Consider the following 25,819-nt stretch of genomic DNA (forward strand, 5'->3'; position numbering starts at 1 on the left):
TAACTTGAGGATTTATGCTTGCCCCAATATTTACTAACACGGAAGAACAAATCATGTATTTAGAGCATATCAATTTAGTTGTAAACAACGTCCCCGCAATGCTGGATTTTTATCAAGCAGCCTTCCCACATTGGAAGATCCGTAGTGAAGGTGATGCCGAATGGAATGGAAAACCAAGGCATTGGCTTCATTTTGGTGACGACTATTATTATATCGCGCTCAGTGATAATGGTGTGGGGGAAAATCGAGATTTAAGTGGTCATCAAACAGGTTTAGCGCATTTTGCATATGTAATGACTGATCTTACGGCCACAATACAACGTTTAGAAAGTGCAGGTTACATGATTGCAAAACCAGGAGCTGAAAATCCATTTCGTCGCAATGTATACTTCATCGATCCTGCAGGGTTTGAGGTCGAATTTGTTGAATATCTGAGTGACATTCCGGTTGAAAGGAATAACGACTTGTAATAATGAGTACAATTAATCTCGGTGTGAAGCCATAATGCCTACCACCGAGAAATAAAAAAGGAAGATAATAGAATTAATTGAGCGTGGCGTTAATATCAATCAGCACTTGATTTGGATTCAACGATTGTGTAATTGGGCGACCAATAACCAAGTAATCTGAACCAGCTTGCAATGCATCATAAGGTGTCATAATCCGGCGTTGATCCCCTGCTTCACTTCCTGCTGGGCGAATGCCAGGAGTGATAAGCTTAAACTCCTTACCTAAATCTTGTTTCAATACCTGCGATTCTTGAGCTGAACAGACAACACCATCTAAACCACTATTTTGAGTTAATCTTGCTAAGCGCTTTACTTGATTTTGAGGATTAACATCCAATCCAATACCAGCAAGATCGTTTTGTTCCATACTTGTCAGTACAGTCACTGCAATTAGTAATGGGCGGTCTTTGCCGTAAGGTTCTAAAATCTCACGAGAAGCAGCCATCATACGTTCACCACCGCTAGCATGCACGTTTGTCATCCATACCCCTAATTCTGCTGCTGCTCTAACAGCCTTTGAACAAGTATTAGGAATGTCATGAAATTTTAAATCAAGAAAAACAGAGAAGCCACGTTGATGCAAAGCACGCACAAAATCTGGGCCAAATAAAGTGAACATTTCTTTGCCTACTTTCAAGCGACAACTCGCAGGATCAATATTATCGACAAAGCCCAAGGCATCAACTTGGTTCTCATAGTCTAGGGCTACAATTACTTTAGGGTCTAACATTTTAACTCCTACATTACTCGTCATATAATAGATAAAGAATTGGCCGCTAAAAGAAAATCAATCCATTAACAGCCAACTATTTCACTGTTTAATCTTCATTTACAAAGCTAACTAGGCTCAGCTTATTCACCATCTAAACCTCTAATTGGTTTGATTAGGCCCCAGCCTTTACAGGAAGGACACTGCCAATATAAAGCATGGGTTGCAAAACCACATTTTCGACATTGATAATGAGGTTTTGCTTTCATTTGCACCCCAACCATTTCTTGTAACGTGGTTAAGCTATCTTTTGCTCGCCCTTCTTCGGCTTCCGCAATATGATAATCAATCAAGCGGTAAAAGCCTTTCATGGTTGGGTTTTTGATTAATTGTTTAGTGAGTAAAGTCTGTGCTGATCCTATTCCATCATGCTTTGCTACCATTTGAGCAAGCATTAACTCAGAAGATACTCCTGCTTTTTTCTCTATCGATTTACGAAGAAATTCCAACATACCGGCTTCATTATCAAGTTGATAATAGCAATCCGACAATGTCGGCAAGACTTCAGATGTAAAATCGATATCTTGTTCGAGAACTTTCTCTAAACATTTTATCGTTTGATTATAATTTTCGACTTCAAGGTAAAGATTACCTAACGCAATATTTGCTCGTACGCACTTGGGATCTTCTGTCAACGCTCGTTTAAAATATAGAATGGCTTTTGAGGTATTGGTTAAACTGATTTCATGCATCGCCAGCTCACACCAAAAATGTGCTAAATCTTGGCGAACTCTTTTCTTGCCCATCGCGACTAATGCATCACCATATTTAATGGCTTTATTCCATTCGCGAGTTTGTTGATAAATTGTGACAAGTTGTTGTAAGGCTTGTTCTTTGTGCTCTGGCTCTTCGACCAATTGTTCGAAGATTTTTTCAGCTCGATCAAAAAAACCTGAAACCATATAATCTTTGGCTAATTGTTGTAGAGCAAGATTTTTTTGATCAACAGTCAGCCCTTCACGAGAAATCAAGTTCTCATGGATACGAATAGCACGATCAACCTCTCCGCGACGACGAAAAAGATTCCCTAACGCTAGATGGGTATCAATTGTTTCATCATCAATTTGAAGTAATTCAATAAACTGATCGACCGCTTTATCTGATTGCTCAGACAACAGCAAGTTAAGACCTTTGACGTATTGTCGAGAGATCTGATGAGAGTGTTCTTGCTTATCATGTCGAGCACTACGATTCCCCATATACCAGCCATAAGCAGCTGCAATGGGTAATAATAGAAAAAGTAGCTCTAGCATTAACGAATAAACCTAACCTTTAATATCGGGTATAGATGAGGACGTGGTGATTGTTTTTTGGCTTTTCGCTAATTGTTTTCTTAAGCGAGCTATTGTTAGCTTTGACTTTAAATACAAACTACCAAAAATTAACCATGAAAGACCAAAAGCAATAATAAAAACGCCACCAAGTAATGTCGATAGATGTAATTGATTTTGAGCAATTAAATAGTTAAATGTTACCATTTCTTGATTTTGAGCTCCTAGAGCTAGGGCAATGAGAAACAAGGCAATCACTATTATTATTTTTATCACTTTCATAATCATAACCCATAGAAATCCAGACAATAGGTGTAATTATGCAGCAAATTGGAACCACACTCCATTCCCAATCGTTTGAAACACGTAAATATTATTGGAAAGGTTAACTTTGGTCATGTTATTCGTTTTAAGTTGAGTAAATAATAACAAAAAAGCGGCAACCAAACTGGTATGCCGCTTTAATAATCTTATTCAAAATCTTAAATACTGCTGTTTACACGCTCGCGTAATTCTTTACCAGGCTTAAAGTGAGGAACGCATTTGCCTTCTAGTTCAACTTTTTCGCCCGATTTAGGATTACGTCCTACGCGTGGTTCTCGATAATGTAGAGAAAAACTTCCGAAACCACGGATTTCAATACGATCACCATCTTCTAATTTATTAGCCATCTGCTCAAGGATATCCTTTACAGCATCTTCAATTTCTTTAGATGATAGGTGTGTCTGCTCGGCACAGAGCCTTTCAATTAATTCAGACTTAGTCATAGGTGATTCCCTCATTCTACTCTAACTTTATCAAAAAAAGGGAGCCGTAATGGCTCCCTTCTATAGGCAGTATTACTCGCCTTTAGCAGCCTTGAATGCGTCAGCCATAGCGTTACCAAACGAAGATTCATCAACCTTGTTTACAGTCGCCATTGCTTCTTGCTCTTCAGCTTCATCTTTCGCTTTGATAGATAGGTTGATTACGCGGTTTTTACGGTCTACACCAGTAAATTTCGCTTCAACACTATCACCAACACTGAACACTAGAGATGCATCTTCGATACGATCACGTGCTGCTTCAGAAGCACGAATGTAACCTTCAACACCTTCAATTAGTTCAATTGTAGCACCTTTTGCGTCAACTGCAGTCACAGTACCGTTTACAAGAGTACCTTTCTTAGTATCTGCAACATATGCATTGAACGGGTCGTTTTCCATTTGCTTAACGCCAAGAGAAATACGCTCACGATCAGCATCTACTGCTAGAACTACTGCAGAAATTTCATCACCTTTTTTGTAGTCACGAACAGCTTCTTCACCTTGAGCATTCCAAGAAATGTCAGATAGGTGAACTAGACCATCGATACCACCGTCAAGACCGATGAAGATACCAAAGTCAGTGATAGACTTAATCTTACCAGTTACTTTGTCGCCTTTAGCTTGCGCTTCAGCAAAAGTCTGCCAAGGGTTAGCTTTACATTGTTTCAAGCCTAGAGAGATACGACGACGTTCTTCGTCAATCTCAAGAACCATAACTTCAACTTCGTCGCCAACATTAACCACTTTAGATGGGTGAATGTTTTTGTTAGTCCAATCCATTTCTGAAACGTGTACTAGACCTTCAACGCCTTCTTCGATTTCTACGAAGCAACCGTAATCAGTTAGGTTAGTGATACGGCCAGTCAGTTTGTGACCTTCTGGGTAACGCTTAGAAATTGCTACCCATGGATCTTCGCCAAGTTGCTTAAGACCTAGAGAAACACGAGTGCGCTCACGGTCAAACTTAAGAACTTTAACTAGGATCTCATCACCTACATTTACGATTTCAGATGGGTGCTTAACACGCTTCCAAGCCATATCTGTGATGTGAAGTAGACCGTCTACACCGCCAAGATCAACGAATGCACCGTAGTCAGTAAGGTTCTTAACGATACCTTTAACTTCAGTACCTTCTTGTAGAGTTTCAAGAAGTTCGTCACGCTCAACACTGTTTTCAGATTCGATAACAGCACGACGAGAAACAACAACGTTGTTACGTTTCTGATCAAGCTTGATTACTTTGAACTCTAGCTCTTTGTTTTCTAAGTGAGTTGTATCGCGAATTGGGCGAACATCTACTAGAGAACCAGGAAGGAAAGCACGGATACCGTTTAATTCAACAGTGAAACCGCCTTTAACTTTACCATTGATGATACCAACAACAGTTTCAGCATCTTCACAAGCTTTCTCAAGAACGATCCACGCTTCGTGACGCTTAGCTTTCTCACGAGAAAGTTGAGTTTCACCGAAGCCATCTTCAACCGCATCAAGTGCTACATCTACTTCATCACCAACTACTACTTCAAGTTCGCCAGTAGCGCTCTTGAATTGTTCAGCTGGAATAGCAGATTCAGATTTAAGGCCTGCGTCAACAAGAACAAAACCGTTCTCGATAGCAACAACAGTACCTTTTACAATAGTACCTGGGCGGAATTCTAGTTCGTTTAGCGACTCTTCAAAGAGTTGAGCAAAAGATTCAGTCATTATAATATGATCTTCATTTAATTAAACGTCCATGGGTATCCTACCGCATGGGGTTGATAAATTAGCCAGTCATCATCCTTGCGACCGACAGTCCTTGTCATCAAGTATTTAACTAAAAGCAGTATCTATTGAGATAATACTCAAATAAAAACCACTCTATGCTAAAAGCTACTTAATGAGTTTAGATTCTATAAATTTTAGCGCTTGTTCTACCACTTGTTCAATAGAAAGTGAGGTAGAATCAATCACTAATGCGTCATCCGCAGGACGTAAAGGCGCTACCACTCGATTGCGGTCTCGGTCATCACGCTCTTGAATGTCGCACAAAAGTTGGTCAAAGTTACCACTTAACCCTTTAAGTTGCAACTGGTTAAGGCGTCTCTGGGCCCTTTCTTCAGCACTCGCATCAAGGAAAATTTTAGCTTCTGCTTGAGGAAAAACAACGGTTCCCATATCGCGACCATCAGCAACTAAGCCAGGTTTTACATTAAAAGAACGCTGGCGACGTAATAGTGCTTCTCTCACTCGAGGTAAAGGTGCAATTTTGGATGCGGCATTTCCAGTTTCTTCTTTACGAAGCTCTTTTGAAACATCCTCCCCTTCCAAAACAACTCTCACTAAGTCACCTTCAGCAATAAATTGTACGTCAAGGTGTGTTGCTATAGGGACTAGCGCATCTTCTGATTCCGTATCAACACCATGGTGGATGGCTGCGAGGGCCAGCACTCGATAAAGAGCACCTGAATCTAAAAGATGAAAATTGAGTTTATTCGCAAGCAACATGCACAGTGTGCCTTTACCTGCACCGCTAGGACCATCAACAGTAATAACCGGATGTTGAGACAACATAAAAATCTCCGGGGTAATAGGAAAATAAAAATATATGAACTTAATAAGATGCAAATTATAACGAAAAATCAGACAGACTTCATATTTAATTAGACTGTAACTAAAGTAAAGAGCCTCTGCTAAAAAGCTCTTCACATTTAACGACTCTCTAAGTTCAGCAATCCTTCATTAACGCAGGCTTAATTCGTTAAATTTTTGAAAATAAGTCGGAAATGTTTTCGATGTACATTTAGGGTCATTGATCGTCACTGCTGTATCACTCAACGCAATTAACGAAAAGCACATTGCCATACGATGGTCATCATAAGTATCAATTGAAGCATGGATAAGTTCCTGAGGTGGAGTGATAATAATATAATCATGCCCTTCTTCAACTTCAGCCCCTACTTTACGTAATTCTGTCGCCATCGCAGCCAATCGGTCAGTTTCTTTTACTCGCCAATTATAAACGTTACGAATAGCCGTCGTACCTTTTGCAAATAATGCGGTTGTTGCAATGGTCATAGCCGCGTCTGGGATATGATTAAAGTCCATATCAATAGCATTAAGCTCTTTACGGCGGCATAAAACATAATCGTCGCCCCATTCTACCTCTGCGCCCATCTGCTCAAGCGCGTTAGCAAATTGGATATCACCTTGAATACTATTTTTGCCAATACCGGTAACTTTAATTTCTCCGCCTTTAATCGCCGCTGCTGCAAGGAAATACGATGCTGATGATGCATCACCTTCCACTAAGAATTCACCCGGGGATTGGTAAGCTTGATTTGCAGGGATCACAAACGTTTGATAATTGTTATTTTCAACATGAACACCAAATTTCGCCATAATATCCAACGTAATATCGATATAAGGTTTAGAAACCAACTCACCTTCAATTTCAATTTGGATCTCACCATCAGCAAGTGGCGCTGACATTAAAAATGCTGTCAAGAATTGACTTGAAATGGAACCATCAATACGAACAGTTCCTGCTTTTAAACCTGTTGCGGTAATTTTTAACGGTGGATAATTTTCATCTTCGAGGTATTGAATATCAGCGCCTGCGGTTCTCAGTGCATCGACTAAGTGACCAATCGGGCGTTCTTTCATTCTTGGTTCGCCCGTTAAAATAAACTCACCTTGACCTAAACATAAAGCTGCAGCCAATGGGCGCATTGCGGTACCAGCATTACCTAAAAATAATTCGAGTGGCTCTGTGGAAATAAATGCACCACCTAAGCCTTCTATATCACAGACGGTATTATTTTTAGACAATTCATACTGAACACCTAGCAATGACAAAGCATTCAACATATGGCGAATATCATCACTGTCGAGTAAATTAGTAAGGCGCGTTTTACCATTTGAAAGCGCCGCTAGTAATAAAGCGCGATTTGAAACGCTTTTTGAACCGGGTAAATTAACTTCCCCTGATATTTTATTAATCGGCTTTAGTGTTAGTGTTTCCATGCGTAACAACGTCCTTACAAATACAAAATTAATGGCAGATTAACTAAAAAATTCATTCAAGGCTAGAGCCTGTCGGTATAAGTGTATTTTTCTCATGTTAATAGCTGTAATATCTTCAACTTATGCCCCAGCCAAAGTTTACAATATGACCATCCATTTACCTTACATTGAAAGTTCAATCACCCCATTTCCAGCGGTTGATACAGCTTTAAATGATCCTGATGGATTACTCGCCTTTGGTGGTGACTTATCGCCAGAACGGATCTTAAATGCTTATCAACATGGTATATTTCCTTGGTTCTCTCAAGAGGATCCTATTTTATGGTGGAGCCCTTCACACCGAGCAATACTAAAACCATCTGAATTTACTCCATCTAAAAGTTTAAAAAAATTCTTTAAAAAATCAGGTTATAAAGTGACATTAAATAGCGTCACTAAAGAAATCATTGAATTATGCTCATCTACTCGCTCTTCCGATGAAACATGGATCACATCAGAGATGAAACAAGCTTATAAAAATTTAGCTGACTTAGGACACTGCCACTCTATCGAGGTATGGCGTGATTCTGAATTGGTAGGTGGTTTATATGGATTAACTATTGGCCGTGTTTTTTGTGGGGAGTCAATGTTCTCTTTAGAATCGAACGCATCTAAAATTGCCTTCTGGCACTTATGTGAATATTTTCACTCTATAAAAGGAGAGCTTATTGACTGTCAACTTGAAAACGAACATTTATTAAGCTTAGGTGTGAAAATTGTCCCTCGTAATTTATTCATTAAGCAGCTAGATCACTTAAAGTTTAAATCAATAAAAAGCGGTGCATTTGCTCCGTGTACTATCACTTTAAATAAATAAGCTATCTACCATTATGACAACCACTAAAATCAGAATTGGCTTAACAGAAAACCATGCATGCAGTTATTTACCCGACCAACAAGAACGAATTGCTGTAGTACTGGATGAGGATTGTCACACACCTGAACATTATGAGATGTTTCTATCCAATGGATTTCGCCGTAGTGGGAATATGATTTACAAACCCCATTGTGATGAATGTAATGCTTGCCAGTCAATACGACTCACCGTAAATGACATTCGTTTATCGAAAAGCCAAAAACGTCTCATGAACAAATCAACAGGATTACGTTGGTCTTTTCAAACTGAATTAGATCCACTTTGGTTTAATTTATACGAGCAATATATTAATCAACGACATAGTACTGGCAGCATGTTTCCTGCTAATAAAGATACCTTTGACCAGTTCGCCCGCGCTAGCTGGATGGATATACAATTTCTACATGTCTATCAGGAAGATAAATTAATTGCCGTAGCAATAACTGATACTCTTTCAGATAGTCTTAGTGCCTTTTATACATTTTTCCAGCCCGATCACCCGCTATCGCTAGGGACACTATGTATTTTATTGCAAATAGAACAATGTAAAAAACAACAAAAGCAATGGCTCTATTTAGGCTATCAAGTAGATGATTGCCCAGCGATGAATTACAAAGTTCGTTTTCACCACCATCAAAAGCTAGTAAATCAACGTTGGCAAGGGTAGAATACGCAACAACTTTGATCTCAGGCTCTATTTTGAATGTGCTTGAGTGTAATTCCCCCTATTTAAACTGCATTTCTCGCAGTTAAAAATAAGCCAAGTTTCGGTAAGAGGATTAAATGGCAAAAGAAGACGTAATTGAACTGCAAGGCACTGTCCTTGATACATTACCAAACACCATGTTCCGTGTTGAATTAGAAAATGGCCATGTAGTAACGGCTCATATTTCGGGTAAAATGCGTAAAAACTATATTCGTATTCTTACGGGTGACAAAGTGACTGTAGAGATGACGCCTTATGATCTCTCTAAAGGTCGTATCGTCTTCCGTGCTCGTTAATCATTATTACAATGACAATTTGATAGCTTAATGTGTTACCAGATTGAATTAATAAAAAAACCGAAGCTATATGCTTCGGTTTTTTATATCTATTTTCTATACTCAGATTTTTAACGTAACTTGAACCTTAATTCAAGCTACGCGTAATATAACGACCAACTTGACTATCCGTGTACAGCTTCTTCTTGATTTGAATAGATAAACTCAAGCTCACCCGCTTTCAAGCCAATTTTGACTGTTCCGCCATCAACTAATGAACCAAATAGTAACTCATTGGCAAGTGGCTTTTTAAGTTTATCTTGAATAACACGTCCCATTGGGCGCGCACCCATATTCTTATCGTACCCCAAATGAGCTAACCAATGGCGAGCCGCTTCAGACACCTCCATTGAAACACCACGCACATCCAATTGTGCCTGTAGTTCAACAATAAACTTATCCACCACTTGATGAATCATATCTTCGCTCAAACTGTTGAACCAAATAATATTATCTAGGCGGTTTCTAAATTCAGGCGTAAATATTTTCTTAATCTCAGACATCGCATCATGGCTATTATCTTGTTGAATCAAACCGATTGATTGACGCTCTGTTTCCTTCACCCCAGCATTAGTTGTCATCACTAATATAACATTACGGAAATCGGCTTTACGGCCATTATTGTCTGTCAGAGTACCATTATCCATTACCTGCAATAATAGATTGAAAATATCACCATGAGCTTTTTCTATCTCATCAAGTAATACAACTGAATGAGGGTGTTTAATCACCGCATCCGTTAATAAGCCACCTTGATCATAACCAACATAACCAGGAGGAGCACCAATTAAACGGCTAACTGAATGACGCTCACCATACTCAGACATATCAAAACGTAACAGCTCTACACCCATCAATTTAGACAACTGCACTGTTACTTCCGTTTTACCCACCCCTGTAGGGCCTGCAAATAAGAATGAACCGACAGGCTTATGCTCATGCCCTAACCCTGCTCGAGTAAGTTTGATCGCTTCACATAGAACATCAATAGCCGGATCTTGTCCGAACACTAGCATTTTCAACCGTTGGTCAAGTTTTGATAGCACTTCTTTATCTGAAGAAGATACTGACTTTTCCGGTATCCGAGCCATTTTGGCAACAATGGATTCAATATCTGCAACGTTCACTGTTTTTTTACGCTTATTGGCAGGAGCTAAACGACAGCGAGCCCCTGCTTCATCCATCACATCGATAGCTTTATCTGGTAAATGACGCTCATTTATATATTTAGCCGAAAGCTCAACTGCTGCACGCAAAGCTTTATTCGTAAAACGAACTTCATGGTGCTCTTCATATTTAGACTTTAGACCAATAAGAATTTTAGTCGTATCGTCAATTGAAGGCTCCAATATATCGATCTTTTGGAAGCGACGAGCAAGCGCCCTTTCTTTTTCAAAAATCGAATTAAACTCTTGGTATGTAGTTGAGCCGATACAACGTAATTTACCATTACTCAATAATGGTTTAATTAGGTTAGCAGCATCAACCTGCCCACCAGATGCGGCACCAGCCCCTATAATGGTATGAATTTCATCAATAAATAAAATGGTATCTTTTTCTTTTTCCAGCTGCTTTAAAATGGTCTTAAACCGCTTTTCAAAATCACCACGATATTTCGTGCCAGCAAGTAATGAGCCTATATCTAATGAATAAATAACGCTGTCTTTAATAATGTCAGGCACTTGGCCTTCAACTATCCGCCAAGCTAGCCCTTCAGCAATTGCCGTTTTACCGACTCCAGCCTCACCAACAAGCAATGGATTATTTTTGCGACGACGACACAAAACTTGAATTGTTCTTTCAAGTTCTGAATCACGGCCAATAAGAGGATCTATTTGACCTTTTTTCGCAATTTCATTTAAGTTAGTTGCAAAATTATCAAGGCGTTCATCCGAATTGCTCTCTGGTGCTTGCTCTTCATTAAAAGCACCGCTCGAATTTGAACTCACATCATCATCAACTTTTCTTATTCCGTGAGAAATAAAATTAACAATATCTAAGCGACTAATATCATTTTTTTTCAGTAAATAAGCCGCATGCGATTCTTGTTCACTAAAAATAGCAACTAGGACATTGGCTCCTGCCACTTCACTACGACCAGATGATTGAACATGGAAAACGGCTCGTTGCAACACGCGTTGAAAACTGAGTGTTGGCTGAGTTTCACGCTCTTCATCAGCTTCAATAATTAAAGGTGTAGTTTGATCGATAAAAACATCAAGTTCTTGGCGTAATATTTCAATATCGGCTTGGCATGCAGATAAAGCTTCATTGGCTGATGGGTTATCGAGTAAAGCCAGTAGAAGATGTTCCACCGTCATAAACTCATGGCGCTTTTGTCTTGCTCTTACAAATGCAGTGTTCAAGCTTGTTTCTAATTCTTTATTTAGCATAGCTACCTCCCCAAAGAACAACTTACTTTATTTAGACTCTATATAGGATCTATCAAGTCAAGTCTTAGCCAGGTTGTTTACACCTGTTCCATAGTACACAACAAAGGATGTTCATTTTGTCTAGCATGCATAGAAACTTGCATAACTTTTGTTTCTGCAACCTCAGCAGTAAAAGTGCCACAAATTGCCTTACCATCAAAATGTACTTTCAACATCACTTGTGTCGCACTCTCCAAATCCATGGAGAAAAATCGATTCAAAATTTCAATCACAAAATCCATCGGAGTATAATCATCGTTATTCAGAATTACGTGATACATCGCCGGTGGTTTTACCTTCGTTTTTTCAATTTCCAGAAGGTCAAAATCTGGTGAAGACCATTGATATTTATTACTCATTATAAAATTCTACTTTATTTACCACTTCGACATCTTACCCATAATGGTTTCATCATAAGCTAATCAAATCGTCTTCTAATTTAGAGACTAATGCACCAATTGTATCCCTGCAAATAAAAGATTGCTATTCACAAAACATTGCTGTCATTTCGCTCAAAAAAACACCTAAGCATTCATTCTATCTATACGTTTTGATTATAACCACAAGCTCAATAGTTAATGAAAAGTTAAATATATATCTCGTATTTTGTTATTGTCAGGGCAATTATCACTCAAAACTATTGACTGTTGCTTGTGATTGGCTAAATTGTGTTCTGAGGGGTTAAAAAATTAACCGTTGTCATCGTAACAAGCATGAGGGACGTACAGCATGGCTACAGGAACAGTTAAATGGTTTAACAATGCCAAGGGATTTGGATTTATCTGCCCGGAAGGCGAAGAAGGGATATCTTTGCCCACTATTCAACAATTAAGATGGATGGATACCGTACATTAAAAGCAGGACAACAAGTATCCTACGAAGTTGAAAAAGGACCTAAAGGCTCTCATGCAAGCTTAGTTATGCCTGTCGATGATCAAAGTAAATAACTTTTAAACATCCTATACAAGATTGATCACCATTAAGAGCGACATTTGAGTCGCTTTTTTATTATTTAACTAAAGTCTTTCAATTGTTGTTGCCATTGTGCTGCCGAGTTTAAAAAGGCATCAACAATCGTAGGATCAAACGACTTACCTCGCTCATCAATAATATGCTGCTTTACGTTATCAAAGCTATTAGCCTCTCTGTAAGTTCTATTACTCGTTGTCAATGCTTCAAACACATCGGCAATAGTGACAATTCTAGCAGCGAGAGGAATATCATTCTCTGATAATCCTAAAGGATAACCGCTACCATCATATTTTTCATGATGGTATAAAATAATATCGCGAACTATCTCGGCAGTTTTATCGTCGCATTCATGCGGTACCTGATTGAAATAAGTCAATCCAAGCTCCGGATGTTTTTTCATCAGAAGAAATTGATGCCTATTCAATTTATTAGGACTAGACAATATCGATTTAGGAATAAATTTCTTACCTATATCATGCCACTTCGCACCAAGTATGACGGCCTGCTGAAATTCGTCAGTAATAGACGGAACGCTTTTCGCCAACTCAGCAACTAAAATAGAGGTATAGCACGCTGTATTTTGAATATGATTAATATAGATAGGAGAGTCAAAATCTAGATACAAAGGTTGAGACATAATAAATCAATTGATAAAGACGTGAACAGATAACACTTAGTAACATATTTAAAATCATAAAAAAAGCGGCTCATTATAAGCCGCTTGTATATTTGATCAATATTAGTTGATTCTATTAAATATTATCAATAATGCTATTTAAGGTTTCACTTGCTCTCATCAGTCCAGATACTTTCGCATCATCAACAAAATAATAGCCACCCAAATCACCAGGAGCCCCTTGAGCACCGTTCAATTCAGCAACAATAGTCGATTCTTTTTGTGCAAGCTCAGCTGCAATCGAAGAGAACTCTTTTGCTAATTCAGCATCTACTGATTGTTCAGATAATGCTTTCGCCCAGAAAGACGCTAGGTAAAAGTGACTACCACGGTTATCAAGCTCACCGACTTTACGTGAAGGTGATTTGTTCTCATCAAGGAACTGTCCCGTTGCTTTATCCAGAGCATCAGCTAAAACTTTTGCTTTAGTGTTACCCGTTACCGTACTTAAATGCTCTAAAGACGCTGCTAAAGCTAAAAATTCACCTAATGAATCCCAGCGTAGGTGGTTCTCTTTTTCAACTTGTTGAACGTGTTTAGGCGCAGAACCACCAGCACCTGTTTCAAATAAGCCACCACCATTCATAAGCGGTACAATTGATAGCATTTTCGCTGATGTACCAAGTTCCAGAATTGGGAATAAATCGGTTAAGTAATCACGCAATACGTTACCAGTAACCGATATGGTATCTAACCCTTCTTTAATTCTCTCAAGTGAGTAATTAGTCGCGGCTACTGGATCAAGGATCTTAATCTCAAGACCATTGATATCAAATGTTGGTAAATAGGCATTCACTTTTTTGATAAGTTCTGCATCATGCGCACGGTTTTCATCTAGCCAGAACACCGCAGGAACGCCAGTTGCTTTAGCACGTGTTACAGCAAGTTTTACCCAATCTAAAATTGGAGCATCTTTAACTTGGCACATACGGAAAATATCACCTTCTTGAACATCTTGCTCAAGTAAGACTTTATTGTTTGCATCAATAACACGAACAACACCGGCTTTTTTCGCCACGAACGTTTTATCATGTGAACCGTACTCTTCTGCTTTTTGAGCCATTAAACCAACGTTGGGTACACTTCCCATTGTCGTTGGATCAAATGCGCCATGTAACTTACAGAAATCAATAACGGATTGATAAACACCTGCATATGAACGGTCTGGGATCATCGCTTTAGTGTCTTGCAATTGGCCATCGTTGTTCCACATTTTACCAGATGAACGAAGCATTGCTGGCATTGATGCATCTACAATCACATCACTTGGAACATGCAGGTTCGTGATACCGCGGTCTGAATCAACCATCGCTAACGCTGGGCGAGTTGCATACACCGCTTGAATCGCTTGCTCAATTTCTTGTTTTTGGTCCGCTGGCAATGATTCTATTTTGCTATAAACATCACCAAGACCATTATTTACATCAACGCCTAACTCTTCAAACAAGCTGCCGTATTTAGCAAAAACATCTTTATAATATACCTTTACAGCATGGCCAAAAATAACAGGATCCGATACTTTCATCATGGTGGCTTTTAGATGCAATGAAAGCAAAATTCCCTGCTCTTTTGCAGCCGTAATTTCTTTCTCAAAAAACTCAACCAGCGCTGATTTATTTAACACAGCAGCATCAATAATTTCTTTATCTTTTAAAGCAAATTCAGATTTCAGTACTTCAATACTTCCTGCTGCATCCACATGTTCAATACGTACAGAAGTTGCTCCAACAATTGTGGTTGATTTTTCGCTACCATAAAAATCATTGTTTCCCATACTTGCTACATGAGAAGTTGAGTTTTTATCCCAACCCCCCATAGAATGTGGGTTTTTCTTAGCGTAATTTTTAACAGAAAGTGGCGCTCGACGATCAGAGTTACCTTCACGCAATACTGGATTTACTGCGCTGCCTTTAATCTTTCCATAAGTGTCTTGAATTAAACGTTCTTCATCTGTTTTTGGTTCATCAGGATAATTTGGAAGCGCATAACCTTTCGCTTGTAACTCTTTAATTGCTGCACGCAATTGCGGAATAGAAGCTGAAATATTTGGCAATTTAATAATATTAGCTTCTGGTGTATTAGCTAATTCGCCTAACTCAGTTAGTGCATCACCAATACGTTGTTCTTCAGTTAAATATTCAGGAAAATTTGCGATGATTCGACCAGCTAATGAAATGTCGCGGGTATCAATAGCGATATTTGAAGAAGCAGTAAAAGCTCGGATAATTGGCAATAATGAATGTGTCGCCAAAGCTGGGGCTTCATCCGTAATGGTATAAATAATAGTAGGCTGCTTTTGATTAGTATTAGTTGTAGACATTGAATTTCCCTATAGAGTTCGAACAGCCGAAATGTTGGGAGTTGGCTGCGTGACTGTAGAAGAGATGGGTTTACCCCTCCCCCCGGTTTTTACCGATAATAGAACATATTAAATTAAACAAAATTCGTTTCTGCATCTATTATCTGTACAATCTTCATTTTCAGTGCGCTCCATACTAGATCAAATCTGAGATTTTTAAAACTTACTCACCCAGTTTGTTTACATTTTTGCAAGGTACTTAACATGACAGCCCTTTCTCGAACATCAAACAAATCAAAAACCTCAAGTTCGTTTAAAACACAATCTAAGTTTAAAAAGGGTTCTATAAATAAAAATCTAAGCTACAAACATCAAGAAATAAAACCAAAAAAAATCTCAAAATCAGAACGCATTGTGCTGTTATTTAACAAACCGTATGACACACTAAGCCAATTTACGGATGGTAACGGACGTAAAACATTAGCTGATTTTATTGATATAAAGGAAGTTTACGCTGCTGGTAGATTAGATCGCGATAGTGAAGGTTTAATGGTGCTGACCAATGATGGCGTATTACAAGCCAAGATCACGCAACCACAATCTAAATCCCCTAAGACCTATTGGGTGCAAGTTGAAGGTGTACCAAGTGAATTAGATCTAGATAAACTTCGTCAAGGCGTTGAACTCAAAGATGGAATGACCTTACCTGCCAAAGTTGAATTAATATCAAAACCAGATATTGAAGAAAGAAACCCACCCGTTCGTTTTCGCGCCGCTATTCCAACAACGTGGCTCTGTATTACGATTATCGAAGGAAGAAACCGTCAAGTTCGCCGCATGACGGCCAACATAGGTTTTCCGACACTTAGACTGATTCGGTGTTCGATTGGGGAATGGGATTTAGGCGATTTACAGCCTGGTAAATATCACGTTTTATCACTAGCAAGAAAGGTGTAACCACAGATGAGTTTCTGCTAGAATCTCGCCCAGTTAAATTAAGTGGTATTCATAGATGTCAGATAACAGCCAAAAGAAAGTCATTGTCGGAATGTCCGGCGGTGTAGATTCCTCCGTTTCAGCTTATCTTCTTCAGCAGCAAGGCTACCAAGTTGAAGGCCTTTTCATGAAAAACTGGGAAGAAGATGATAACGAAGAATATTGTACTGCAGCAGAAGATCTTGCCGATGCACAGGCTGTGTGTGACAAACTCGGTATCCATTTGCATACCATTAATTTCGCTGCTGAATATTGGGACAACGTGTTCGAATACTTCTTAGCCGAATATAAAGCTGGACGCACCCCAAACCCAGACATTCTGTGCAATAAAGAAATCAAATTTAAAGCCTTCTTAGAGTTTGCTGATGAAGTCCTTGAAGCTGACTTTATTGCTATGGGTCATTACGTTCGTCGCACTTTTCCAACTGCAGAAGAACAAGCGGCAGGTATCAAGCCTAAAATGCTACGCGGTATAGATAGTAATAAAGATCAAAGTTATTTCTTATATACACTCAGCCATGAACAAGTTGCACGCAGTTTGTTTCCTGTTGGTGAGCTAGAGAAACCAGAAGTACGCCGCATTGCTGAAGAACAAGACCTGATCACGGCCAAGAAAAAAGATTCCACAGGTATTTGTTTTATTGGCGAGCGTAAATTCACTGAATTCTTATCCCGTTACTTACCAGCCCAACCGGGTAAAATTGAAACGCCAGAAGGTTTAGTTATTGGTGAGCATCAAGGTTTGATGTATCACACGCTTGGCCAACGTAAAGGCTTACACATTGGCGGTCAAAAAGGCGGCGGTGGTAACGAAGATCCTTGGTATGTTGCTGAAAAAGATTTGCAACGTAATGTATTAATTGCAGTTCAAGGTGGCGAGCATCCATTATTAAAATCAACCGGGTTACTTGCCTCTCAACTAGATTGGGTCGATCGTAAAGTAATCACTGATCCATTACGTTGCACAGTAAAAACGCGTTATCGCCAGCAAGATATTGCTTGTACTATTGAACCTATTAATGACACCAATATCCGTGTCATCTTTGATGAACCACAAGTTGCCGTAACACCCGGTCAATCGGCTGTGTTCTACTCTGGCGAAGTGTGCCTTGGTGGTGGTATCATCGAGGCTCGAATTTAAGTCATTTATTGGGCTTCCATTATGGAGGCCCTATTTATATCATCACATTTAATTTGTTATTTATCGTTTTGGAGATCAACCGTGGCTCAAACCCTTTATGACCGTACCATCGCTTTCGCTGGGATCTGCCAAGCCGTTGCGCTTGTTCAACAGGTAGCTAAAAACGGACATTGTGATAACGACGCATTTGAAGCCACTCTAAAAACGATTATCAATATGAATCCAAGCAGCACTTTAGATGTGTTCGGCGAGGAGTCCAATTTAAAACTTGGATTAGAGACTTTAATTAAAGGTATCGATAATAGCCCAAGTGGTACAGAAGCGACCCGTTACATTATCAGTATAATGTCGCTTGAACGTAAACTGAATGCCCGCTCGGATGCTATGGCACAACTTGGCGATCGTTTAGAAACGGTTTCTCGTCAAACTGAACATTATGATTTATTCGATCATCAAATGATCAGCAATCTTGCAAGTGTCTATTTAGATGTCATCAGCCCTGTTGGACCTAGAATTCAAATAGCAGGAACGCCAGCCATATTACAACAAACCACCAATCAACATAAAGTTCGAGCCCTTTTATTAGCTGGCATGCGCTGCGCCGTGTTATGGCGTCAGGTTGGCGGTAAACGTCGTCATTTATTGTTAGGTCGAAAGAAAATGGTCGAGCAAGCTAAAATTTTATTAGCAAGAGCTTAGATGCTTAGACAAAATATGATGATAAAAATACCTCATTTATTTCACATTCAAACACACTCAATTTAATTCAGGAGATCCACATGGAACTGTCAGCATTGACTGCTGTTTCACCGGTAGACGGCCGTTACGGAAGTAAAACGATTGCGTTACGCGAAATCTTCAGTGAGTACGGTTTACTTAAGTATCGTACTATTGTTGAAATCCGTTGGTTACAGAAGCTTGCAGCGACCACTGAAATTTCAGAAGTCCCTGCTTTTAGTACTGAAGCAACTCAATTTCTTGATAACTTAGCGGCCACTTTCTCTGAAGAAGATGCTAACCGTATCAAAACCATTGAATCGACAACCAACCACGATGTCAAAGCGGTTGAATATTTCCTGAAAGAAAAAGTTGAAGCAATGCCAGAATTACACGCAGTGAGTGAATTCATTCACTTCGCCTGTACTTCTGAAGATATCAATAACACTTCACACGCTTTAATGCTAAAAGAAGCACGTGATGAAGTGATTTTGCCACAAATTCGTACCATCATTGATGCGATAAAAGGCCTTGCAATCGAATATCGTGATATTCCTTTATTGTCTCGTACACACGGTCAGCCTGCTTCACCTTCTACTATGGGTAAAGAAATGGCGAACGTGGCATACCGCATGGAACGTCAATTCAAGCAAATCGCTAATGTTGAAATCCTAGCCAAAATCAATGGCGCGGTTGGTAACTACAATGCTCACATCTCAGCTTATCCTGAACTCGATTGGCATGCATTTAGCGAAGAGTTTATTACTAAATCTCTCGGTGTTGACTGGAACCCGTACACGACTCAAATCGAACCGCATGATTATATTGCTGAGTTGTTTGATGCCATTGCACGCTTTAATACCATCTTAATCGATTTTGATCGTGATATTTGGGGCTACATTGCATTGGGTCACTTTAAACAAAGAACGATTGCCGGTGAAATTGGTTCTTCAACCATGCCACATAAAGTGAACCCAATCGACTTTGAAAATTCAGAAGGTAATCTTGGTTTAGCCAATGCTATCTTTGGTCATTTAGCACAAAAACTGCCGATTTCTCGCTGGCAGCGCGACCTTACTGACTCAACAGTTCTTCGTAACTTAGGTGTCGGTTGTGGCTATGCATTAATCGCTTATTCTTCTGTTATGCGTGGCATTAGCAAACTCGAAGTCAACCGCGCAGCACTTGAAGCTGAGTTAGACAAAAACTGGGAAGTATTAGCAGAACCAGTACAAACCGTTATGCGTCGTTACGGCATTGAAAAACCTTACGAGAAGTTAAAAGAACTGACTCGCGGTAAACGTGTTGATGGCGAAGGCATGCGTGTATTTATTGATGGACTAGAAATCCCAGCAGATGAAAAAGAGCGTCTTAAACAGATGACACCTGCTAACTACATTGGTGATGCGGTTAAATTGACGGATTTGTTGAAATAGACGAAATTCGTTACTCGAACAAATAACATTCGTCATTCCAAAAGTGAGGAACGAACTGTTTGGAATCTCCTACGTTAAGCTGTGAAGTCGATAGCTTTAGGAGATCCTGAACGATACTCCTTCATCATGATTCAGGATGACGCCTCAAGGGTTAGCTTCGGCTAGCCCTTTTTGCTTTTTATTGTTCACCTCGGCTATCCATAAGCACCCTCCTTTTTTATTATTTTTCTGATACAATCGCGCCCCTGTTTGCTCCTTCTAAGGCTAATCATGTATCAATTATCATTTTCTTTCTCTGAATTTCTAGCTGAATATTGGCAGAAAAAACCGACTATCATTAAAGGAGCTCTCTTCTTTAACACTCAAGAAGAAGGGTTTGTTGACCCAATCAGCCCAGATGAATTAGCCGGTCTTACAATGGAAGAAGAAATTGACTCACGCTTTATCTCTAATTTAAATAATGATTGGCAAGCGGAACATGGCCCATTTTCTGAAGATAAATTTGCTGAACTGGGCGAAAGTAATTGGTCCTTGATAGTACAAGCAGCAAACCATTGGCATCCACAAGTAAATGATATGCTTGCCCCTTTCAAAACCATGCCCGGCTGGTTATTTGATGATTTAATGGTGAGCTTTGCTATGCCCAATGGCGGCGTTGGTCCTCATATCGATCAATACGATGTCTTTATCTGCCAAGGTTTAGGTAAGCGTCATTGGCGTGTAGGTGCAAAAGATGAAGGTCAATATGAAGAGGTTTGTCGTAATTCAGCGCTGCGCCAGATAGATTCTTTTGATGCCATTATTGATGATGTGCTGGAACCCGGTGATGTCTTATATATTCCACCGGGCTTTCCCCATGATGGATATGCTTTAGAAGCCTCAATGAGCTACTCGGTCGGTTATCGCTCACCAAAGGAACAAGAACTACTCAGCAACTTCGCTGATTACGTTTTAGCCTGTGATATTGGTGATACACATTTACATAATCCCGATCAAAAAGCACAAGAACGCCACGGTATGATCCAAACGAAAGATGCTGCAATCATGGTAGACATGCTACAAAAAGCAACGCAGCAACCGGAGTTATTAGAGTCCTTTTTAGGTTGTATGCTAAGCCAATCTCGCCATCAATTAAATATGCTTCAACCAGAAGAATACTGGACGGCGGATGATTTAATGCTCCACATTGAATCAGGTGATAGCTTATTTAAAGTTCAAGGTCTACGAGTGCTTTATCATGAAAACCTACCACTGACTCTATTTATCAATGGTGAGGTATTCACTTTAGATGAAAGCTTGCTCAGTTTTGTTCCTTGTTTAACAGAACAAGACGAAATAAACGCAGATATTCTTAATCAGATCACCTCTTTTCCAGAAGCAATACAACTACTGGTCAAGTTACTTAATCTTGGTTATTGGTTTACTGAATAAGCCAATTTCTGCTGATTAACCATTCAATTAAGTGGGCAAACCGGACAATATCGGTTTGCCCACTTTTACTTTTCCCCTCTTAGCTTTAAGATGTTCCAAACTTTAAAAGGAAAGTAGAATCCCAATGAAAGCAATCTCATTTAATATAAATGGCCTGCGTGCCCGCCTTCACCAATTACAAGCTATTATTGATAAGCATCAACCAGACGTGATTGGCCTGCAAGAAATCAAAGTGCATGATGAAGCCTTCCCTTTAGAAGCCGTTGAAGCAATGGGTTATCACGTTTATTTCCATGGCCAAAAAGCACATTACGGCGTGGCTATGTTATGTAAGCAAAAACCTATTTCTGTACAACGTGGGTTTGCAACTGATACAGATGAGCATCAACGCCGCATGATCATGGTGACATTAGAAGATGAGTCAGGACAAAAAACCACTGTTATGAATGGCTACTTTCCTCAAGGTGATAGTATTCATCATGAGGTTAAATATCCTTATAAACGTCAGTTTTATAAAGATTTAATGACCCATCTAAATATTACTCACACCAATGATGAACAAGTGATCGTGATGGGCGACATCAACATTAGCCCAATTGATTTAGATATTGGCATTGGTGAACCTAACGCAAAACGCTGGCTAAAAACGGGAAAATGCTCATTCCAGCCTGAAGAAAGAGAATGGCTGAAAACGCTGTTAGACTGGGGATTTGAAGATACCTTCCGCAACCTTCATCCACAAGTTGATGACCAATTCTCATGGTTTGACTATCGTTCACGTGGTTTTGATGATAATCGAGGTCTACGCATTGATGTAATTTTAGCCACGCCAAGTCTTGCCGCAAAATGTATTGATGCGGGCATTGACTATGAGTTGCGCGGCATTGAAAAACCATCCGATCACGCACCAATTTGGTCTGAGTTTAAATAAGCCGAAGATAAATACCTAAAAAAACGCCGGCTAAATACAACATTTAAGCCGGCGTTTTTATGTTCAAAAAAAGATTTCAACTCAATGGTCTGGTGTAAGCTAGTAATCTTTTTTCTGTCAATTTGAATAGATAAATAATCGACATACTTAAAATCATATAGAAGATCCCTGCCGTAAAAAAAGCTTCAAACGGGGCATAGGTTCTTGAATTCACTAAGCGAGCCACACCCGTGATATCCATGATTGTCACGATCCCTGCAATCGCAGAGCCATGCAGCATAAAAATCACTTCGTTACTATAAGCAGGAAGAGCCCTTCTCAATGCACTCGGTAAAATAATACGGCGATACATTTTAATATTGGACATTCCATACGCTTTCGCCGCTTCAATCTCGCCTTTATCTAATCCACGGATAGCACCAGCAACGATCTCCGCCGTATAAGCTCCAGTATTAAGCACAAATGCCACTAAGGCGCAAAACCAAGCGTGTTCCCAAAGCGTATCCTTAACATGCATAAATTGATTCATACCATAGTAAATAAGGTATAACTGCACTAAAAGAGGAGTTCCACGGAAAAAATAGCTGTAACACCACACTGGAAAATTAATAAAGGCATTAGAGCTGGTTCTTGCAAGCGCGGCAGGAATGGCAAGGCATAAACCAATAATTAACGATAAACCTACTAACCAAAATGTAGTCCACAAGCCACCAACATATAAAGGCAAGCTATCAACAATAACTGAAAAATCCATGCCTACCTCGTATGTAACGTATATTTGCGTTCCAAGAGCCTAAGTAGCGCAATTGAAATGCTGGTAAAAAATAAGAAAATAACCGCCACTGTCATATAAAAAGTAAACGGCATTTTGGTCGAACCCGCGGCTAACGCCCCAACTCGGACCATATCTTCTAAACCAATAATTGAGACGAGAGCCGTCGTTTTCAGTAGTACTAACCAGTTATTGCCAAAACCTGGAATAGCATGACGAACCATTTGCGGTAATAAAATACGTCTAAATGCTAAGCTGCCATTCATGCCGTATGCTTTTGCTGCTTCCAGTTCACCTTTATCGACCGCCATGATGGCACCACGAAATGTTTCAGCCATATAAGCACCAAAAATAAACCCAATCGTTAATATACCCGCAGCAAAAGGACTAACATCGATATAATCAGGTAAATATCCCGTCCATTCATGAGCGGGGTTATAACTCGTCATCCAAGAATTAATGTGCTCATTTAATGCATACAACGAATTGTTAAGCAGGATCTGGCCTCCAAAGAAAATCAACATCATCAACACAAGATCTGGGATCCCTCTGATGATGGTTGTATAGGCGGTCGCGACCATTCTCGCACAACGATAAGGCGATAATTTTGCGAGCGCACCCAACATGCCTAATACCACAGCAACCAATAAAGACAACACTGCAACTTCAATCGTTACCAGTGCTCCCTTTAAAATTGTATCTTCATAGCCTTGTAAAAAATCGAATATCATAAGTATCTAATTTCTGAAAAGCCGCAATACCCTTTGAAGGTTAGGTATTGCGGCTTTTAAATGAAAGAACGTCTATTATTTACCGTAAACGTCGTAGCTAAAATATTTAGCCGCGATTTGTTGATAAACGCCTTTTGCACGTAATGCATCAATAGCTTTATCAATTTGGTCAGCAAGATCTTGATCTTGTTTACGAACCGCTATACCAAAACCATCACCAAACCATTTTTCATCAGTCAAAGATGGACCAGTAAACTCATAACCTTCAACTTTATCTAACATACCACTTTGAAGTGCAGAAGCATCACCAAATACGGCATCGATTCGTCCACTTTCAAGATCCAGATAGGCTTCATCAAAAGTACCGTAACGAACTACATCAACAATGTCTTTATAGTTGTCTTCAATATATTGGTCATGAGTAGTTGAACGCTGGACACCAATTTTCACACCTTTTAAGCCTTCTTTGGTGAATTTAATATCAGCACCTTTTTTAGCAATAAACTTATTTGGTATTAATGCATATTTATGAGTAAACGCGACTTTCTTTTTGCGCTCTTCTGTTATCGACATACCTGCAATAATCGCATCATATTTACGAGCTAATAAAGCAGGAATGATGCCATCCCAATCTTGCGGGACAACCTGACATTTCGCCTGCATTTCTTTACAAATAGCATTAGCTAAATCGACATCAAAACCGCCTAATGTGCCATCAGAATTTGTGTAATTAAACGGAGGATAAGCTCCCTCTGTCGCAAAACGCACTGATTTCCAATCCTTGGCTTGTGCAAGTCCTGATACAGCAGTTGCTGCTATGGCTGCGACTAAAAACCACTTTTTCATATCCATACTCCTGTGATTATTACTTATGCTCTTCATATTTGAGCACATCATGTATTTTTATTATATTGTTGTTAGGTCTTCGACCTGTTATTTAACGTAACGCTATACACTCAAAATAATTTAGAAATATAAGCATCACGTTGAATTATTGATCACCTTAAAAATAATTAAGGCAATGTCATCAATAAACCGATGATATAAATTGCTTAAAGCGATCTGATTCAGGGTGGTTAAATAATTGTTCAGGATGCCCTTCTTCTTCCACAATCCCTTGATGAAGAAACATAACATGACTTGATACATCTCGTGCAAATGCCATTTCATGCGTAACCACCAGCATAGTTCGACCTTCTTCGGCCAAATCACGCATTACACCTAGCACTTCGCCTACGAGCTCAGGATCCAAAGCAGAGGTTGGTTCATCAAATAACATCACTTCGGGATCAACTGCCAAAGCACGAGCAATCGCCGCACGTTGTTGCTGCCCTCCAGACAAATGACCTGGATAATAATTTTTACGGTCATACAGGCCGACTTTCTTTAAAAGTAGCTCTGCATGTTCAATTGCTTCTGCTTTTGGAATACCTAATACATGAATAGGGGCTTCAATGACATTTTCAAGAACGGTTAAATGTGACCACAAATTGAAACCTTGAAACACCATTGCAAGGCGAGAACGAATACGTTGAACTTGTTTTTCATCAACAGGTAAAGATTCACCTTGTCGGTTTGTTTTCATTTTAATTAATTCGCCCTTTACCCAAACCTCGCCAGAAGTCGGTGTTTCAAGCAAATTAATGCAACGCAGAAATGTACTCTTACCTGAACCGGAAGAGCCAATAATAGAAATGACATCACCTTGATTGGCAGATAAAGATATTCCTTTGAGTACTTCATTTTGACCAAAGGTTTTATGAAGATTTTTTATATCCAACGCGGGTACAACTGTCATCCGCTACAACTCCTTGTATTTTCCCCACCATCCGTCAATGGGATAAGACTGTTAGTATATATGCAGTTTAGCTGAGAAACCAAAATCGGAATATAATTCGGGCTGCACGTCAGCTTAATTGGTCTTTTAGTGTTAAATATTTTGATTACTATCATACGTTAATCAATTGTTAGAGTACTCAATAACACAAA

Annotated in this window: 25 protein-coding genes and 1 pseudogene; 11 read left to right on the top strand and 15 right to left on the bottom strand. The window is 39.4% G+C overall.

Annotated elements, in window-relative coordinates:
* Nucleotides 1–50: 50 nt before the first annotated feature.
* Nucleotides 51–470: a VOC family protein gene (locus tag HC725_RS06805; RefSeq protein ID WP_342365931.1), complete on the top strand. Its 420-nt coding sequence runs from the start codon at nucleotides 51–53 to the stop codon at nucleotides 468–470.
* Nucleotides 471–543: 73 nt separating this feature from the next.
* Here HC725_RS06805 and pyrF read toward each other — a convergent pair whose 3' ends face one another.
* The 7 genes from pyrF to aroA form a co-directional block, all read right to left on the bottom strand.
* The gene (pyrF, locus tag HC725_RS06810) at nucleotides 544–1,239 is read right to left on the bottom strand and encodes an orotidine-5'-phosphate decarboxylase (RefSeq protein WP_190331069.1); all 696 of its coding nucleotides are present in this window, start codon (nucleotides 1,237–1,239) and stop codon (nucleotides 544–546) included.
* Between the two features lie 122 nt (nucleotides 1,240–1,361).
* A complete protein-coding gene (gene lapB, locus HC725_RS06815) occupies nucleotides 1,362–2,531 on the bottom strand; it encodes a lipopolysaccharide assembly protein LapB (RefSeq protein WP_190331070.1) in 1,170 nt (389 codons plus the stop codon).
* Between the two features lie 12 nt (nucleotides 2,532–2,543).
* Nucleotides 2,544–2,831, bottom strand: a complete 288-nt coding sequence (locus HC725_RS06820; RefSeq protein ID WP_190331071.1) for a LapA family protein — start codon at nucleotides 2,829–2,831, stop codon at nucleotides 2,544–2,546.
* Between the two features lie 200 nt (nucleotides 2,832–3,031).
* The gene (locus HC725_RS06825) at nucleotides 3,032–3,316 is read right to left on the bottom strand and encodes an integration host factor subunit beta (RefSeq protein WP_190331072.1); all 285 of its coding nucleotides are present in this window, start codon (nucleotides 3,314–3,316) and stop codon (nucleotides 3,032–3,034) included.
* A 72-nt stretch (nucleotides 3,317–3,388) separates the two neighbouring features.
* On the bottom strand, nucleotides 3,389–5,059 hold the full coding sequence (rpsA, locus tag HC725_RS06830; RefSeq protein WP_190331073.1) for a 30S ribosomal protein S1: 1,671 nt from the start codon (nucleotides 5,057–5,059) through the stop codon (nucleotides 3,389–3,391).
* A gap of 168 nt (nucleotides 5,060–5,227) precedes the next feature.
* Nucleotides 5,228–5,908, bottom strand: coding sequence for a (d)CMP kinase (gene cmk / locus HC725_RS06835; RefSeq protein ID WP_190331074.1), 681 nt, complete (start codon nucleotides 5,906–5,908; stop codon nucleotides 5,228–5,230).
* Between the two features lie 168 nt (nucleotides 5,909–6,076).
* Nucleotides 6,077–7,360, bottom strand: coding sequence for a 3-phosphoshikimate 1-carboxyvinyltransferase (gene aroA / locus HC725_RS06840; RefSeq protein WP_190331075.1), 1,284 nt, complete (start codon nucleotides 7,358–7,360; stop codon nucleotides 6,077–6,079).
* 145 nt (nucleotides 7,361–7,505) lie between these two features.
* Here aroA and aat point away from each other — a divergent pair, with 145 nt between their 5' ends.
* The 3 genes from aat to infA all read left to right on the top strand — a co-directional run bounded on the left by aat (nucleotide 7,506) and on the right by infA (nucleotide 9,257).
* The gene (gene aat / locus HC725_RS06845) at nucleotides 7,506–8,216 is read left to right on the top strand and encodes a leucyl/phenylalanyl-tRNA--protein transferase (RefSeq protein ID WP_190331076.1); all 711 of its coding nucleotides are present in this window, start codon (nucleotides 7,506–7,508) and stop codon (nucleotides 8,214–8,216) included.
* Between the two features lie 13 nt (nucleotides 8,217–8,229).
* Nucleotides 8,230–8,922 carry an arginyltransferase gene (locus HC725_RS06850; RefSeq protein WP_190331077.1) on the top strand — a complete coding sequence of 231 codons (693 nt, stop codon included), beginning with the start codon at nucleotides 8,230–8,232 and terminating at the stop codon, nucleotides 8,920–8,922.
* A gap of 116 nt (nucleotides 8,923–9,038) precedes the next feature.
* The gene (infA, locus tag HC725_RS06855; RefSeq protein WP_005600159.1) at nucleotides 9,039–9,257 is read left to right on the top strand and encodes a translation initiation factor IF-1; all 219 of its coding nucleotides are present in this window, start codon (nucleotides 9,039–9,041) and stop codon (nucleotides 9,255–9,257) included.
* 164 nt (nucleotides 9,258–9,421) lie between these two features.
* Here the strand turns inward: infA and clpA are convergent, their stop codons facing one another.
* Both clpA and clpS read right to left on the bottom strand, forming a co-directional pair.
* On the bottom strand, nucleotides 9,422–11,689 hold the full coding sequence (gene clpA, locus HC725_RS06860) for an ATP-dependent Clp protease ATP-binding subunit ClpA (RefSeq protein ID WP_190331078.1): 2,268 nt from the start codon (nucleotides 11,687–11,689) through the stop codon (nucleotides 9,422–9,424).
* A 77-nt stretch (nucleotides 11,690–11,766) separates the two neighbouring features.
* A complete protein-coding gene (clpS, locus tag HC725_RS06865; RefSeq protein ID WP_190331079.1) occupies nucleotides 11,767–12,087 on the bottom strand; it encodes an ATP-dependent Clp protease adapter ClpS in 321 nt (106 codons plus the stop codon).
* 370 nt (nucleotides 12,088–12,457) lie between these two features.
* Here clpS and cspD point away from each other — a divergent pair.
* Nucleotides 12,458–12,675 (top strand): annotated as a pseudogene (gene cspD, locus HC725_RS06870) (cold shock domain-containing protein CspD).
* Between the two features lie 65 nt (nucleotides 12,676–12,740).
* On the opposite strand, the gene HC725_RS06875 reads toward cspD, so the two are convergent.
* Nucleotides 12,741–13,337, bottom strand: a complete 597-nt coding sequence (locus HC725_RS06875) for an HD-GYP domain-containing protein (RefSeq protein WP_190331080.1) — start codon at nucleotides 13,335–13,337, stop codon at nucleotides 12,741–12,743.
* A 115-nt stretch (nucleotides 13,338–13,452) separates the two neighbouring features.
* Nucleotides 13,453–15,696: an NADP-dependent isocitrate dehydrogenase gene (locus HC725_RS06880; protein WP_190331081.1), complete on the bottom strand. Its 2,244-nt coding sequence runs from the start codon at nucleotides 15,694–15,696 to the stop codon at nucleotides 13,453–13,455.
* Between the two features lie 243 nt (nucleotides 15,697–15,939).
* On the opposite strand from HC725_RS06880, the gene HC725_RS06885 reads away from it, so the two are divergent.
* The 6 genes from HC725_RS06885 (at nucleotide 15,940) to xthA (ending at nucleotide 22,327) form a co-directional block, all read left to right on the top strand.
* Nucleotides 15,940–16,632: a pseudouridine synthase gene (locus HC725_RS06885; protein ID WP_190331082.1), complete on the top strand. Its 693-nt coding sequence runs from the start codon at nucleotides 15,940–15,942 to the stop codon at nucleotides 16,630–16,632.
* A gap of 55 nt (nucleotides 16,633–16,687) precedes the next feature.
* Entirely contained in the window at nucleotides 16,688–17,812 is a 1,125-nt protein-coding gene (gene mnmA, locus HC725_RS06890) for a tRNA 2-thiouridine(34) synthase MnmA (protein WP_190331083.1), read from the top strand.
* Between the two features lie 81 nt (nucleotides 17,813–17,893).
* Nucleotides 17,894–18,511 (top strand): high frequency lysogenization protein HflD, encoded by a 618-nt coding sequence (gene hflD, locus HC725_RS06895; RefSeq protein ID WP_190331084.1) that lies wholly within the window; start codon nucleotides 17,894–17,896, stop codon nucleotides 18,509–18,511.
* A gap of 80 nt (nucleotides 18,512–18,591) precedes the next feature.
* Entirely contained in the window at nucleotides 18,592–19,965 is a 1,374-nt protein-coding gene (gene purB / locus HC725_RS06900) for an adenylosuccinate lyase (RefSeq protein WP_190331085.1), read from the top strand.
* Between the two features lie 270 nt (nucleotides 19,966–20,235).
* Nucleotides 20,236–21,396 carry a ribosomal protein uL16 3-hydroxylase gene (locus HC725_RS06905; protein WP_190331086.1) on the top strand — a complete coding sequence of 387 codons (1,161 nt, stop codon included), beginning with the start codon at nucleotides 20,236–20,238 and terminating at the stop codon, nucleotides 21,394–21,396.
* A gap of 124 nt (nucleotides 21,397–21,520) precedes the next feature.
* Nucleotides 21,521–22,327 (top strand): exodeoxyribonuclease III, encoded by an 807-nt coding sequence (gene xthA, locus HC725_RS06910; RefSeq protein ID WP_190331087.1) that lies wholly within the window; start codon nucleotides 21,521–21,523, stop codon nucleotides 22,325–22,327.
* 76 nt (nucleotides 22,328–22,403) lie between these two features.
* Here xthA and HC725_RS06915 read toward each other — a convergent pair whose 3' ends face one another.
* From HC725_RS06915 to HC725_RS06930, 4 genes are all read right to left on the bottom strand, one after another.
* A complete protein-coding gene (locus tag HC725_RS06915; protein ID WP_190331088.1) occupies nucleotides 22,404–23,081 on the bottom strand; it encodes an ABC transporter permease in 678 nt (225 codons plus the stop codon).
* Nucleotides 23,082–23,083: 2 nt separating this feature from the next.
* On the bottom strand, nucleotides 23,084–23,830 hold the full coding sequence (locus tag HC725_RS06920) for an ABC transporter permease (protein ID WP_194687885.1): 747 nt from the start codon (nucleotides 23,828–23,830) through the stop codon (nucleotides 23,084–23,086).
* Between the two features lie 75 nt (nucleotides 23,831–23,905).
* Nucleotides 23,906–24,676, bottom strand: a complete 771-nt coding sequence (locus HC725_RS06925; protein WP_190331089.1) for an ABC transporter substrate-binding protein — start codon at nucleotides 24,674–24,676, stop codon at nucleotides 23,906–23,908.
* Between the two features lie 181 nt (nucleotides 24,677–24,857).
* Nucleotides 24,858–25,628, bottom strand: coding sequence for an ABC transporter ATP-binding protein (locus HC725_RS06930; protein WP_190331090.1), 771 nt, complete (start codon nucleotides 25,626–25,628; stop codon nucleotides 24,858–24,860).
* Between the last annotated feature and the right edge of the window lie 191 nt (nucleotides 25,629–25,819).

The sequence above is a fragment of the Vibrio sp. S17_S38 genome (assembly GCF_014694375.1).
Taxonomy (GTDB): Bacteria; Pseudomonadota; Gammaproteobacteria; order Enterobacterales; family Vibrionaceae; genus Vibrio.

Excerpts from the sequence above, each read along its gene's own strand:
- pyrF (WP_190331069.1), bottom strand. The coding sequence starts at position 1,239 with ATGTTAGACCCTAAAGTAATTGTAGCCCTAGACTATGAGAACCAAGTT.
- lapB (WP_190331070.1), bottom strand. The coding sequence starts at position 2,531 with ATGCTAGAGCTACTTTTTCTATTATTACCCATTGCAGCTGCTTATGGC.
- HC725_RS06820 (WP_190331071.1), bottom strand. The coding sequence starts at position 2,831 with ATGAAAGTGATAAAAATAATAATAGTGATTGCCTTGTTTCTCATTGCC.
- HC725_RS06825 (WP_190331072.1), bottom strand. The coding sequence starts at position 3,316 with ATGACTAAGTCTGAATTAATTGAAAGGCTCTGTGCCGAGCAGACACAC.
- rpsA (WP_190331073.1), bottom strand. The coding sequence starts at position 5,059 with ATGACTGAATCTTTTGCTCAACTCTTTGAAGAGTCGCTAAACGAACTA.
- cmk (WP_190331074.1), bottom strand. The coding sequence starts at position 5,908 with ATGTTGTCTCAACATCCGGTTATTACTGTTGATGGTCCTAGCGGTGCA.
- aroA (WP_190331075.1), bottom strand. The coding sequence starts at position 7,360 with ATGGAAACACTAACACTAAAGCCGATTAATAAAATATCAGGGGAAGTT.
- aat (WP_190331076.1), top strand. The coding sequence starts at position 7,506 with ATGACCATCCATTTACCTTACATTGAAAGTTCAATCACCCCATTTCCA.
- HC725_RS06850 (WP_190331077.1), top strand. The coding sequence starts at position 8,230 with ATGACAACCACTAAAATCAGAATTGGCTTAACAGAAAACCATGCATGC.
- infA (WP_005600159.1), top strand. The coding sequence starts at position 9,039 with ATGGCAAAAGAAGACGTAATTGAACTGCAAGGCACTGTCCTTGATACA.
- clpA (WP_190331078.1), bottom strand. The coding sequence starts at position 11,689 with ATGCTAAATAAAGAATTAGAAACAAGCTTGAACACTGCATTTGTAAGA.
- clpS (WP_190331079.1), bottom strand. The coding sequence starts at position 12,087 with ATGAGTAATAAATATCAATGGTCTTCACCAGATTTTGACCTTCTGGAA.
- HC725_RS06875 (WP_190331080.1), bottom strand. The coding sequence starts at position 13,337 with ATGTCTCAACCTTTGTATCTAGATTTTGACTCTCCTATCTATATTAAT.
- HC725_RS06880 (WP_190331081.1), bottom strand. The coding sequence starts at position 15,696 with ATGTCTACAACTAATACTAATCAAAAGCAGCCTACTATTATTTATACC.
- HC725_RS06885 (WP_190331082.1), top strand. The coding sequence starts at position 15,940 with ATGACAGCCCTTTCTCGAACATCAAACAAATCAAAAACCTCAAGTTCG.
- mnmA (WP_190331083.1), top strand. The coding sequence starts at position 16,688 with ATGTCAGATAACAGCCAAAAGAAAGTCATTGTCGGAATGTCCGGCGGT.
- purB (WP_190331085.1), top strand. The coding sequence starts at position 18,592 with ATGGAACTGTCAGCATTGACTGCTGTTTCACCGGTAGACGGCCGTTAC.
- HC725_RS06905 (WP_190331086.1), top strand. The coding sequence starts at position 20,236 with ATGTATCAATTATCATTTTCTTTCTCTGAATTTCTAGCTGAATATTGG.
- xthA (WP_190331087.1), top strand. The coding sequence starts at position 21,521 with ATGAAAGCAATCTCATTTAATATAAATGGCCTGCGTGCCCGCCTTCAC.
- HC725_RS06915 (WP_190331088.1), bottom strand. The coding sequence starts at position 23,081 with ATGGATTTTTCAGTTATTGTTGATAGCTTGCCTTTATATGTTGGTGGC.
- HC725_RS06920 (WP_194687885.1), bottom strand. The coding sequence starts at position 23,830 with ATGATATTCGATTTTTTACAAGGCTATGAAGATACAATTTTAAAGGGA.
- HC725_RS06925 (WP_190331089.1), bottom strand. The coding sequence starts at position 24,676 with ATGAAAAAGTGGTTTTTAGTCGCAGCCATAGCAGCAACTGCTGTATCA.
- HC725_RS06930 (WP_190331090.1), bottom strand. The coding sequence starts at position 25,628 with ATGACAGTTGTACCCGCGTTGGATATAAAAAATCTTCATAAAACCTTT.